This window comes from Microcoleus sp. S28C3 (genome assembly GCF_036700785.1).
GTDB classification, from domain to species: domain Bacteria; phylum Cyanobacteriota; class Cyanobacteriia; order Cyanobacteriales; family Microcoleaceae; genus Microcoleus; species Microcoleus asticus.
In genome coordinates this window covers 1-11,395 of sequence record NZ_JAUBPO010000156.1, presented here as the reverse complement: position 1 = coordinate 11,395, position 11,395 = coordinate 1, and the positions used below count along the sequence as shown (strand labels likewise).

Annotated in this window: 13 protein-coding genes; 1 reads left to right on the top strand and 12 read right to left on the bottom strand. The window is 47.6% G+C overall.

Annotated elements, in window-relative coordinates; all coding sequences use genetic code 11:
* Positions 1 to 1,024 (bottom strand): TolB family protein (locus tag QUA13_RS29465; protein ID WP_445242758.1); only part of this gene is annotated, 1,024 nt, incomplete at its 3' end.
* Between the two features lie 304 nt (positions 1,025 to 1,328).
* Between QUA13_RS29465 and QUA13_RS29460 the strand changes: the two genes are divergently transcribed.
* Entirely contained in the window at positions 1,329 to 1,706 is a 378-nt protein-coding gene (locus QUA13_RS29460; protein ID WP_333204265.1) for a hypothetical protein, read from the top strand.
* A gap of 399 nt (positions 1,707 to 2,105) precedes the next feature.
* On the opposite strand, the gene QUA13_RS29455 is transcribed toward QUA13_RS29460, so the two are convergent.
* The 11 genes from QUA13_RS29455 to QUA13_RS29405 form a co-directional block, all read right to left on the bottom strand.
* The gene (locus tag QUA13_RS29455; protein ID WP_333204263.1) at positions 2,106 to 2,816 is read right to left on the bottom strand and encodes an SDR family oxidoreductase; all 711 of its coding nucleotides are present in this window, start codon (positions 2,814 to 2,816) and stop codon (positions 2,106 to 2,108) included.
* A gap of 110 nt (positions 2,817 to 2,926) precedes the next feature.
* Positions 2,927 to 3,208 (bottom strand): hypothetical protein, encoded by a 282-nt coding sequence (locus QUA13_RS29450; RefSeq protein ID WP_333204261.1) that lies wholly within the window; start codon positions 3,206 to 3,208, stop codon positions 2,927 to 2,929.
* A 26-nt stretch (positions 3,209 to 3,234) separates the two neighbouring features.
* Complete coding sequence (locus QUA13_RS29445; RefSeq protein ID WP_333204259.1) at positions 3,235 to 5,883, bottom strand: DUF3854 domain-containing protein; 2,649 nt, start codon at positions 5,881 to 5,883, stop codon at positions 3,235 to 3,237.
* Between the two features lie 780 nt (positions 5,884 to 6,663).
* Entirely contained in the window at positions 6,664 to 7,206 is a 543-nt protein-coding gene (locus QUA13_RS29440) for a hypothetical protein (RefSeq protein ID WP_333204258.1), read from the bottom strand.
* Positions 7,194 to 7,463 carry a hypothetical protein gene (locus QUA13_RS29435; RefSeq protein WP_333204256.1) on the bottom strand — a complete coding sequence of 90 codons (270 nt, stop codon included), beginning with the start codon at positions 7,461 to 7,463 and terminating at the stop codon, positions 7,194 to 7,196. Before QUA13_RS29435 ends, QUA13_RS29440 begins: the two co-directional genes overlap by 13 nt.
* Positions 7,460 to 7,936, bottom strand: coding sequence for a hypothetical protein (locus QUA13_RS29430; RefSeq protein WP_333204254.1), 477 nt, complete (start codon positions 7,934 to 7,936; stop codon positions 7,460 to 7,462). Before QUA13_RS29430 ends, QUA13_RS29435 begins: the two co-directional genes overlap by 4 nt.
* Positions 7,937 to 7,944: 8 nt before the next feature.
* Positions 7,945 to 8,400, bottom strand: coding sequence for a hypothetical protein (locus QUA13_RS29425; protein ID WP_333204252.1), 456 nt, complete (start codon positions 8,398 to 8,400; stop codon positions 7,945 to 7,947).
* A 273-nt stretch (positions 8,401 to 8,673) separates the two neighbouring features.
* Positions 8,674 to 9,015: a hypothetical protein gene (locus QUA13_RS29420; RefSeq protein WP_333204250.1), complete on the bottom strand. Its 342-nt coding sequence runs from the start codon at positions 9,013 to 9,015 to the stop codon at positions 8,674 to 8,676.
* 62 nt (positions 9,016 to 9,077) lie between these two features.
* On the bottom strand, positions 9,078 to 9,365 hold the full coding sequence (locus QUA13_RS29415; RefSeq protein ID WP_333204248.1) for a hypothetical protein: 288 nt from the start codon (positions 9,363 to 9,365) through the stop codon (positions 9,078 to 9,080).
* A 186-nt stretch (positions 9,366 to 9,551) separates the two neighbouring features.
* Entirely contained in the window at positions 9,552 to 10,133 is a 582-nt protein-coding gene (locus tag QUA13_RS29410; RefSeq protein ID WP_333204246.1) for a hypothetical protein, read from the bottom strand.
* A 472-nt stretch (positions 10,134 to 10,605) separates the two neighbouring features.
* On the bottom strand, positions 10,606 to 11,395 hold a 790-nt coding region (locus tag QUA13_RS29405; RefSeq protein ID WP_333204244.1), incomplete at its 5' end, for a calcium-binding protein.

Below are 11,395 nucleotides of genomic sequence, written 5' to 3'. Positions count from 1 at the left end.
GAAACGCCACAAACCGCCCGTTGGCTGAGATGGAGGGCTCGAAAGAGGTACTGTTCCCCTGATTGCCTGCTGAATCTACTGACACGCGGATGATGGTATTGGTGAGGATGTCCCGCACGAAGATGTCGTCTATATTGTTAGTATCCCCTGGCACGAGGTTGGTGGCATCAGAACGAAACGCCACAAACCGCCCGTTGGCTGAGATGGAGGGCTCGAAAGAGGTACTGTTCCCCTGATTGCCTGCTGAATCTACTGACACGCGGATGGTGGTATTGGTGAGGATGTCCCGCACGAAGATGTCGTCTGCATTGTTAGTATCCTCTGGCACGAGGTTGGTAGCATAAGAATCAAACGCTACAAACCTCCCGTCGGCTGAGATGGAGGGGCTTGAGGACCCGCTCAATGAGAGGCGGCCTACGGAGACGAAGGCATTGTTCGCCTGATTGCCTGCTGAGTCAACTGAGACGCGGGTAGTTGTATTGGTGAGCGTGTCCCGCACGAAAATGTCAGATTTATCGTTAGTATCCCCCGGCACGAGGTTGGACGCATAAGAACGAAACGCCACAAACCTCCCGTCGGCTGAGATGGAGGGAGAGCTAGAATAATTGTACCCCTCCTTGTCCGTCTGATTGCCTGCTGAGTCAACTGAGACGCGAGTAGTTGTATTGGTGAGCGTGTCCCGCACGAAAATGTCGTTGGCATCGTTAGTATCCCCCGGCACGAGGTTGGACGCATCAGAAACAAACGCCACAAATCTCCCGTCGGTTGAGGTGGAGGGATCGAAAGAGCCTGCATTCGCCTGATTGCCTGCTGAGTCAACTGAGACGCGAGTAGTTGTATTGGTGAGCGTGTCCCGCACAAAAATGTCAGAGTTATTGTTAGTGTCCCCCGGCACCAGGTTGGAGGCAGAAGAATGAAACGCTACAAACCGCCCGTCGGGCGAAATGGAGGGAGAGGTGAAGGAGTAGAGGCCTTGATTGCCCTGATTGCCTGCTGAGTCAACTGAGACGCGAGTAATATTCATAAGCTCTAATATTTCAATAATCTGGACTGTTTTTAGCTTGCAGCCTGAAACCTTGGTATTTTCCAGCCCAGAGCTTGAGACGCTAGAGATTGTCAGAATATCTATATTTCCTAGCCTAGAGCTTGAAACTGTTACGGCGGGGTTGCAGGATGAGGTTAAGTATCTCAAAGTGCGATTATAAATACCTAACACCACCAACTGCTACAGTTCCATCAGGATGGAGCAATTTACACAATTTAATAAAGTGAGTTGAAAATGTGCGATATAACAACACGTAAATGAAAACTTATTTTGACAGGTTCTCATGGATAAAGATGAGTTAGTTGCGACAAAGTTACTTGCGGCACTAGAAGTTGAAATAGAAAAAGAAGGTCGATCACTTGACGAAAAAATCTTCCTCAAGCTTTTAAGATCCATTTGGCAAGTGAATTGTATGATACCTGCCGGTAATATATGGCTTTGCGCTAGGCAGGGGAACATTGCTTCCCTGGGATGTTTCGAGATGGCAGGTAACATGGATAAGGAGTTGGGTACGCAGTTGGAGCAGCAATTAATCCATGATTTTGAGGCCTGGCGGGTAGTGTTAAACCCCCATCTTCATGATAATAACTGGCAACAGAAATTTATGCCTTTAGTGAAGGATATTACTTCTTTGGTCAAAAATATAACTTATGGTGTCTAGCACCAGTCAACAAGTTAAGCTAAGAAAGCATTTGTCAATAAGCAATTGTACTCAACATTTACTCGAATTTTGGGTATAAAACTGAGATTTGGGTCATCAAGAAATCATGCTTCACCCGAAATTTATACCTACACCCTCTCAAATCGTGCAGTTTTCCCGCTAAACCTCTAGCGAGATTTTTCCGATGGCCGATTTTTTAATTGTGACGAAGAAGAAGGCAATGGCGGCCAGTCGTAAAAATCCCGCTGGGATCTTTAGGCGGGGATAACTGTATTTTCCCGCCTAAGCCCTGTAACCCTTGCCGCTACATCAGGAAATCCATATTTTCTGGCTCTGAGTTTAAAAGCGCTATGGGGCTAGACAGGAGCCAACTTTATACTTATTGATGACAAGGCGGTGTTAGTGACCCGCACTCTGTCCACCATCGACGTGAAGAATTTCACCCGTCACAAAGTTGGCTGATTCTAGGTAGAGTATTGCATCAATAACGTCGGATATCTCGCCCATATGACCGATCGGATGCAGGGCATCGAGCTGTGCATAGGTTTCCACAGGGTGCATCGGTGTCTTGATAGTACCCAGCGCGACCGCGTTTACTCGGATACCGCGCTTGGCATACTCGATGGCCAGGGATTTGGTCGCGGCATTCAGTGCGCCCTTGGTCAGCGACGCGAGCACGGACGGTAAGCCAGCGATGGGATTGTCAACCAGGCTCGTCGATATCTGCACGACATGACCGCTCCCCTGCTTCTCCATTTCTGTGATCGCCAATTGTGTCATATGAAAAAAGCCAGTGACGTTGGTACCTAGATATACCTCGTAGTCTGCCTCAGTGTATTGGGTAAATGGCTTGGCGATGAAAATACCCGCGTTATTAATGAGTGTGTCGATGCGCCCGAAGCGGGAAACGCCTTCAGAAATAGCACGCTCGGCAGTTTTTCGCTCAGCGATGTCGCCCGACACTGCGAGAATTGCATCATCATCCGACTGCTCGATCGAGCGCGAGGTTGCGACCACCCTATAGTTGTGATCGCGGTATGCCTTGACAAGGGCTGCGCCAATACCCTGCGACGCGCCAGTAATAACAGCGACTTTTTGTTCAGTACCCATAGTAAAACTCCTTTGGAAACAATAATTTCCCAGCCTAGGGCTTGGAAGTGCAGAAGCTACATCAGGTTAGGGTAATTTTCTGACCTAGGGCTTGAGTCCCTACAGCAGTCCTAAACAGTCTTGTCGCTGTCGCTAAATAGATGAGCTAGAGCCAGCTTAGCCTCTAGTTCTTTAATGCGCTGAGATGACCAAATGAAATAATCTTTAATACCTTCAATTAATGAAATATTTCCTCCGCTGTCATCAACAAACACATCTCCATCAAAACTAAAATGCCAGAGAGGTATTACCTCACCTCCATCGAGCGTGCCATAAGAGCAACCAAACTCAACTTTTGACTCCTGAGTTTGTTTAGTCCATTCGGCAAATCTAAATTCTTCCTCCTGATTCATTATCCTTAAGCTCCATTGGGTATCTATTACAACTTCATCAAAATAGGAAACTTTTCGCTGTGCGGGACGCTGACAACAACTTCTTGGCTGAGGTGCGATTCCTTATCAAGAGCAATTCGATAGTCGTTCTCAGTGCTCCCAAAACTAGCGGCCACTACTTGCCCGTCCTTGCCATGATGCAGACCGTTATCCAGAATCCGAACCCGTTCACCAATCTGAAATTCTTTATGGTGGCGCTTGTTTGCAGGACTTTGTGCAAGACTTTCAGGAACTTTTGCAGGACTTTGTGCAGCACTTGAAGCCTTGCTGGGCAAACGTTCCGCAGGACTTGCAGGACTTGGGGTGGTAACTTCCTTTATTTTTACTGTTTCTACCTCTGTTTCTATCTCTGCTGATTTTTTTTGTGAAATTTCAAGATTTTGCAAAATGTTGGTAGTTAAGTCCTGCAAGTCCTGCAACCCCTTACCCTGTATAGTCGCAAGTCCTGCATCAAGTCCTGCATCAAGTCCTGCAGGAGGGCTATTAAGTCCTGCAAACGCCACTAATTTTTGGGAGTAAGTAAGATGTTCATCTTTATCCCCCCGCAATCGCAATCCAATAAATGTGACGTGCCGACCGTTCCGATCGCGAATCACTGGCTGGTGCAGTTCGCCGCATAGTTTTTCAAGCCCAGGGGAGAAGGTTGTGAGGCTCATTGCGGGCTTCTTGATTCTGTCGCAGAAGCTCTTGTATGCCTCAAACAAATCACCGGCTCGGACTTGAGCGCCATCTTCCACGACTAAATCCATTTCAAAGAATGCGGCCAAGCTGTCCATTTTAACTTTCATCTCCCACTCAGCAGCTTTGAAATCAGCAATCTCAGCATCGCCTATACCCTGAATTGCTTGCTTTACCTCGTCGCTGGGTAAGGAAAGAGCGATCGCAATTAGCGACGCTATCTCGCTGTCAAAGCTGGCTTCCATCTCTGAATTGCGTAAGGCTTTAGGGATGGGATTGTTAAATTCGACAAGACACAAACGACGTTCTAACCCAGTGGTGTTACCCATAAATATTGGGTCATTAGAGCAAATTAGTAGCAGCCCATAGAAATAGGCGTTAGCGGCGGGGCGATAAACTTCTCGGTAGTTGATGCTGTCGCCACCAGTTAGACGCAGAATGCTGTCAACGCCTGTGGGCTTGCGCTCATCACCGAAGACCACCAATTGCTTGTCAATAATGCTTGCCAAGGTTGAGCCATCTTTGAGGCTTTCTAGGGCGCAAGGTTGAGTGTTATCTTTGCCTACAACTTTCTCCATCAAGCGGGCAAATGTACCCTTGCCACTTCCAGGCGCTCCAATTAAATGCACAAACTGCTGCCAGCCGTGGAAACTGAAACGCAAACAGCCATTGATAATTGCCAACAACTTAAATATTTTCTTAGCATTGCCTTTCATTGCCGTCCGCATCCAGGCGCTGATATTCGGGCAATTTACCTCTAATGCTTGCAGCGCATCCTTTGTATTACCTGTTAGTGGCTTGTGTTCAAAAGGTAGGTAGGAGGTAAAGCGATCGCTCGGTTGATGTTCGCGCGTCAGACCTGTGTAGCCATCAAGAACGCAGTTATTAAAGTTGATGAATCGGCGGCGGTCAATTCCTCCCCAGTGTTTCTCCCTCAGCAGTTTTGTCAGAAGCTTGAGTACGTCAGCCAAGTAGGAATCCCCCGCGTAAGGGATGTTTTTGGCATCAACCACCCGCATCAGAAGGGTTTCAAAGTTTCCAATCTCTACTTTTTCCCAATGGCGACCGCTATATACGCGCCATTCCTTTTGCTCGTTGTCGTACTTCCAATGATTCCCGTACTCCTCAGCTATTATGGCCGCTGTTTGGCGGGGAGTTGGTAATTTGTTAGTCTTCTTCCCTGTGTCAGGCGATTCGATTCCCGACTGCGATTTTATTAGGATTGCTCTGAAAGCTTCTATCCCATTTTTGTTGATGAAATCATCCATCCCTTTAGTTTCTCCGTTAGGGCCTGGTTCCCAGTGTCCCGTGATACTTTGCACGTCGCAACCATAAGCCTTCAAGACTTTTGAGAGTTTAGCTTCTGCAATGCGTACATTCTTGTTTGTGGCAGCGTCCGCGTCAAATGCAAAAATGAAGCCGAAGCCAGCTTGTGCTAGCCGTTTGAGTCCTGGTACTAAGTCGGGTTCCCCTTTTTTGCGCGGTGTTAAACCCATCGTCACTCCGACGAGCGCAACAGTTGGAATACCGAACTGGCAGCCCATTATTGCCTTGAATCCTCCCTCAGTGATGAGCAAGTAAGGTTTGCCATCAACAATGAAGCAGCGAGCTTTGAGCGCCTCTAAATCGCTCCAGTAAGCTTTGATACTAGGATGTTTTGCCAGAAACACATCGTATTCATGTCGTGGTGTGCGGTATTTTGGCAGTTTGCCATCGGATGAAAGCCAAGGGTCATCGGGGCGGAATTGCCATTGACCGTATTCGTCGGAAATCAGCATAACGCCTGCTGATTTTGCTTTACAGTCAAGCATCACCGAAGCGTTTGGAATATCAAAGCTCATGCAGTTGGATTCAGCCCAGTCTGGCAAAATGCCCCGCGCTTGGATGTGGGCTTGATGGTTGGGTGTCAGCTTAAGATTGATGGGTAGCTGACTATCGATCGCTGTACAATGAGTCATAGGAAAAAGCTGCTCGCCTGAAAAGACGAGTTGATCCAAGAAGCCGCTGTTCGCTAGGTTCCAATTAGTTGCAGCGGTTTTTTGGTGAATACGTGAATTCTTCAAAAATTGAAAGCACAAAATGGAACCTACCTTCCTAGCATCAGAGAGCCAAATCCTGCAATTTCTTTAGTTGTCGTAAAAAGCAAGAGCTGAAACCTGAGTTAGAAAGCAGACTTACTCGTGCAAATGAGTGTCAGCTTAGATTGGGGATTGGTATGTTGCGTTCTTTGCACGCGCAGTTTCCCGGAACTGCCTGTTTCTTGGGCTCTGTTAGACCCACCCTCCGTGCAACTTATCTTGGGGGAAATTCCCGCTTTCATCCAGCTCAGCCCGTCAAGCTAGAACCGTCGAGGCGTCTACTTTTTTCTTGCCCAAAACATTTTCGAGAGTTGCTGTTAGATTCACCCCAGTCGCCCGAGGCTAAGGACTCTACCAATCTGCCTATTAGGTCTTTTCTCCAGATAACCTGGTAGCTAAGCCTTCCCTTGTTGGGAATCCAGGACAGTTTTACTTACTTGAATTTTACGCTTACCAGGTCACAAGTAACACCCCCAAAATTTTTGCTAGTTACTTATATCTTTTGGCGTATTCCTTTTGGGGTTAGACAATATATCATAAGTTGTTCTTTTTTGGGTTGTATACCGGGTATCACACAACCCGGTTGCAAGTTGCGAGCGAGCAAGTAGCGCGGCCGGGGGGGCGGGCCATAGCCCGGCTGCTCCCCCCGGCCCACGTTCTTTATCCTCCTTCTTCCTGTATTAAGCGTTTATACTCAGCCTCAGCAGTTTTATATTTCTCTGAGCCACCTTTTGAAGCTCCCCAGATTTCAAGAATGATTTTCGCCTTGCTGTACCCCCGAGCTTGCAATTGCAAGATGCGTTCTCGAAGTTCGTTATCGGCGTTCTCAGCTAGCTTTCGTTCTGCCTCCTCTTCATTCTCAGAACTCAGTTCTAGAGCGCGTTCTAAGAGTTCCCGATTAGCGTCGTTAGCTAGCAAGAGTTCCGCTTCAGTTCTGCGTTCTTGTTCGGACACGTAGGAGCTTACTGCGATTTCATCCACGACATCGGCGTTGATGGCAGCTTCTTTCAAAGCCTCGAATTCCTCAGCTTTAGCTAATTTTAAGGCGCATCGGCGACCTTCAAAACAACAAGCAAACCCAGACACCAGGGCGATACCTTGCATGAAGTTGTGCAGGGGAATTTTGCGGGAAAAGATGAAAGGGGGAGCTAGCCAGAGGGTAAGCCCAGAAACCGACAGCATCGAAATTTTTAGGAGCGACATAGCATCACCCCCACGCCGACCAAAGCTCCTACCGTGCTAGCAATCAGCCGAAAGCGCAACTGTATCAAGTTGATTTTTAGCAAGGCTACGAGAGCATCATCTAAAATCCAAGCGCTGACACTGACTATTAGTTTGAGAGCGAATAATGCTTGTACAAAATGCAGGAGCGAGAAATGCAGCGATGCCAGCCAGCAAAGAAAACTGGAGGCAATCGCACACAGCAGGAAATTGTTACCAAGTGCGATCGCCTTTATCATTGCTCCGTACCTCCGAGCAGTTTCGCTTTGATAGCTTCAATCCGCTCACTAGCTCGATTTTCTGCCTTTTCTAAACCTATACCTAGGCGGGCATAACCAGGACGCAAGCCGTGCAGGTGCTTAGCTAAGCCCACATCAGCTTTTTTCTTCGTGAGTTCGCCCGTGGCAACGACTTTTTCGTACCCTCGATGTGCTTTGTGTACCTTTGCATCAGACTCCTCAATCTGACCTAGCGATTTGTAGGCTTTTTTGGCGTGACGAGCGTTTTGGGTTTTTTCTTTTGCCAACTTCTTCATCGCGTCCGCCTCTTCCTCTGTGAAGTAGCGCGGAGCATCCACTACGGGCGTGGTGCGGATACTGGTAAAGTTGCCGGGGTTGAGTGGTGTGATAACGCTAGCATCTGTTGGAGCGCTCAGCTTCTCATTCTTGCTGCTGATGGCGTCGCTAACTTCTCCACCGAATAGTCGGGTCATTGTTCCCATTATTTTGTTGCTCCAATTTGAATGTTGATTTTGATGGGAGGGAATAAATTCAGGGGATTGATTTGACGCCAGAGACTCATAGCCAGCACAAACACGCCCGCTGATGCGAGTAGGAGCGCGACCAGTTGCCCCAAATCCACCCAGTCTAAAAAGCTGGAATTTTGGCGCGTGAAACACACAGGGAAGGAACCGTCGTTAACCCAATCCAGCGTGTCTACACTGTCTACAGTGCTGTCTACAGTGCTGTCTACAATGTCTAGCTTGTTGTATAGTGGCAGGTCTAGCATTGTGTCAAGCGATTCGCCCTCAACAAGGTAGAGTTCAAGCAGTGTTTCCCAAGTAGCAGTTTTGCTGAGTTTGCCGAACTGCTTTGCATCTTCATTGGTGAAACCGCGCTCAAATGCGATCGCTTTTAATCGGTCAATCCGTCGGTAGCTGGCAATGGGTTTAGTCATGGCAAAACCCCGCCAACTCCGTTAAGAGTTGCGATCGCCCAGAAATGCGATCAGTTGAACCTGGCATAATTGTTAGGCTCCAAACGTTCTAAGACAACGGTTTGGGGAAGTCGTGACTTGGCTAGCGGTGTCAACGCTTGTCAGTCGCGCATCAATCTTCCTTAGTTACTTACGATCGCTCTTTTTCAGGGAAAATACAACCCTGCAACTGTAAAGTTTTGTGTGAGTAAAGCCCCTTTTGAGGGGGGCATGATTCTAATTTCGTTTTTGGGTTCACCCTTCTCCAATCATCTGTAAAATCGCCTCTATGTCCGCAAGGGTGACTGGGGATTTTTTACGCTTGGCTCGAAACTTACTAAGAATCGTTGCCGCGTCGGGTAAAGTTTTCTCTGAGAATTCACTGGCAGGCGCTGATTTATTGTTCTCTGCCACAGACGCTGCAAGTCTTTTTATCAGGTCGGACACTTCCGATTGCGATTTGGCTAAAGCGGACTCGGTAGCTTCCAACTGTTCCAACAATTTATCCCCTCGGGTTTCCTCTGCTTGAAGTCGCGATCGAAATTCTTCCACTTCTCGCTCTAGCCTTTGGGTGACTACGGTACTGCTTTCTAGCAAGGTGTCATAGGTAGCCTTAGCCTTGTCTAATTCAAGCCTGAACGATTCATCATTGCCCTCGTTCAGGCTCTCAATTTTCCCAGCCGTTCCTCGAACTCTGCGAACCTAGCCACTAATTTAGTGTCTAGCATAATATCTAGCTTTTTGTCTAGCACTACCTCTATATCCTCCACTGTGGGAGTCTGGCGAGTTGATTCAGATTTGGGGGTAGGGTTAGCGGCCGCTTGCTCTAAAGTTCGCACTACCCAAGCATTCACACTTAAGCCCTGAGCTGCTGCTACTTCCTTAATAGTTTCGAGCAAGGTGCGCTTGCCATCCAATCTCAAATTAAGCTGTACTCTATCTGTCATGTCTAGCAATTGTCTAGTAATTGTATGTGTATACTAGCATTATGTCTAAAAGTTGTCTAGTAACGATAGATATTTTTAATCGGCTAGTGCAGTGTCTAGTATAATGTCTAGCAAGACACTGCATTAGGGGCGGAAACTCCAATATCCCAGCCTCGGGCTTGAAACTGGTATGGCAAGGTAAGAAAACTAATATTTCTTTACCTTTTTAATTTTTTGCGTGTAGCTCAGAGCTTGCTCGCGAGTCGTGGCCGTGTGGGGTGTTAATTTTTCAAAAGGCGTGGTGGCCGGAACAGAATTTTGCTTCTTCTCGTAGAGTTCGCGCTCAATTTTTTCTCGCAAGGCGCGCTCGGCCGCAAGCTGCGATTGAATTTCTGCTAATTCCTGATTGAGTTCTTCTCTCTGGGCTTCTAAGTTACCTAGCTCATTATGTAACCGCTGGTTATCAGCCCGTACTACTTCTAATCCTGCCATTTCAATAAACAGTAAAAGCTCGCTATTTGGTTGTTTCACCGTGTTCGCATCATGGGTTTCTATCTCTGCTTGTACTGTTTCTATAAATGGTTGGGGAAGAGGTTGCCCCATTACCATAAATGGACGGTTCCCGGACGCCAGTGCTTCTAGGTAATCGTTTCTGCTCATCCCTGCTTTGTCTGCTACAGTCGCCAACCATTGCCACGCAGTGTCGGTCAAGTTGACTGAACGAACCTTGCGCGGGACTTCTGACTTAGGGGCGAATTTACCTGATGTGTTACGTGCCTTGTTACTCATTACCGTTTCTATAAATGGTCGCTTTCTCTATCTGACCATTTCTATAAACGGCTGTCAAGGTTTTTTGTCAACCATTTCTCTAAATGGTTGGTCAGGGTAGCCCAATATCCTGAACCAGAGCCGGGAATCGCTAAGGTCATTAAATAGTGTCAAGCGCGTGACACATGATTTAAATGTCCTCAGCCGGACGGGCAGGCGGCTATTTTTCCGACGGTCTTCTAAGTTTTTCCACTTCGGCAAAGACTTAACAGCCCGTCGAAAAAATCCCGCTAGAGGTTTAGGCGGGGATAGTAATCTTTTCCCATCTACAGCTTGGAAGGGCGGGTATACTGTTACTCCCGTCTAAAAAAAGTTTTAGGGGGGTTAAGGTTTTGTTCTATTTGTCCGGCGATTCTAGTCGATGTTGTTTTAATCCCTGCATTCTAAAGTGATCACCTTAGAGTACAGGGTAAGACTAGACGGTAAATCTACTCTAGACCGAAATAAAATCTTCAGAACCAATGAGAGTAGGAGCAACACCTATCAAAGAAGCTAAAACTTCACCGCTGCTGGTTACTGTAATTAATGTGCCGTCAGTTCCCGGCAAAATTGATAGCTGTCCGAAGGTCAAACCATTGATTAATTGCACGGTATCTTGAGACTTGGCAAAATTAACGATTGTATCAACTCCCAATCCGACACCTAAAACAAAAACATCGTTGCCCCCACCGCCGACTAGAATATCGTTTCCCAAACCGCCCTTGAGGGTGTCGAAACCTTTGCCACCATTCAGGACATCGCTGCCGTCGCCCCCGACAAGCATATCGTTGCCTCGTAAACCCATAAGTACGTCATTCCCTTCCACACCGTTGATGATGTCGTTATCGCTGCTGCCAAACAGGATGTCGTTGTCGGGACTGCCGTTGATGCTGTTATCAGGAGGGTTATTGCCTGGAGTGCTGCTGATGTCAGAAACAAAGACATCAAAAGTATTGTTAGTATCTCCCGGCACGAGGTTGGAGGAAGCTGAATCAAACGCTACTCTCTGCCCATCTGCAGAGATGGAGGTGTAGAAGGACTCACTGTTTCCCTGATTACCTGCTAAATCTACTGACACGCGGGTGGTGGTATTGGTGAGGGTGTCCCGCACGAAGATGTCGTCTGTATTGTTAGTATCCCCCGGCACGAGGTTGGACGCATTAGAAAGAAACGCCACAAACCGCCCGTTGGCTGAGATGGAGGGCTCGAAAGAGGTACTGTTCCCCTGATTGCCTGCTGAATCT

Coding starts and splice junctions, on each gene's coding strand:
- QUA13_RS29415 (WP_333204248.1), bottom strand. CDS start 9,365: ATGACAGATAGAGTACAGCTTAATTTGAGATTGGATGGCAAGCGCACC.
- QUA13_RS29460 (WP_333204265.1), top strand. CDS start 1,329: ATGGATAAAGATGAGTTAGTTGCGACAAAGTTACTTGCGGCACTAGAA.
- QUA13_RS29450 (WP_333204261.1), bottom strand. CDS start 3,208: ATGAATCAGGAGGAAGAATTTAGATTTGCCGAATGGACTAAACAAACT.
- QUA13_RS29445 (WP_333204259.1), bottom strand. CDS start 5,883: ATGACTCATTGTACAGCGATCGATAGTCAGCTACCCATCAATCTTAAG.
- QUA13_RS29435 (WP_333204256.1), bottom strand. CDS start 7,463: ATGATAAAGGCGATCGCACTTGGTAACAATTTCCTGCTGTGTGCGATT.
- QUA13_RS29430 (WP_333204254.1), bottom strand. CDS start 7,936: ATGACCCGACTATTCGGTGGAGAAGTTAGCGACGCCATCAGCAGCAAG.
- QUA13_RS29425 (WP_333204252.1), bottom strand. CDS start 8,400: ATGACTAAACCCATTGCCAGCTACCGACGGATTGACCGATTAAAAGCG.
- QUA13_RS29440 (WP_333204258.1), bottom strand. CDS start 7,206: ATGTCGCTCCTAAAAATTTCGATGCTGTCGGTTTCTGGGCTTACCCTC.
- QUA13_RS29410 (WP_333204246.1), bottom strand. CDS start 10,133: ATGAGTAACAAGGCACGTAACACATCAGGTAAATTCGCCCCTAAGTCA.
- QUA13_RS29455 (WP_333204263.1), bottom strand. CDS start 2,816: ATGGGTACTGAACAAAAAGTCGCTGTTATTACTGGCGCGTCGCAGGGT.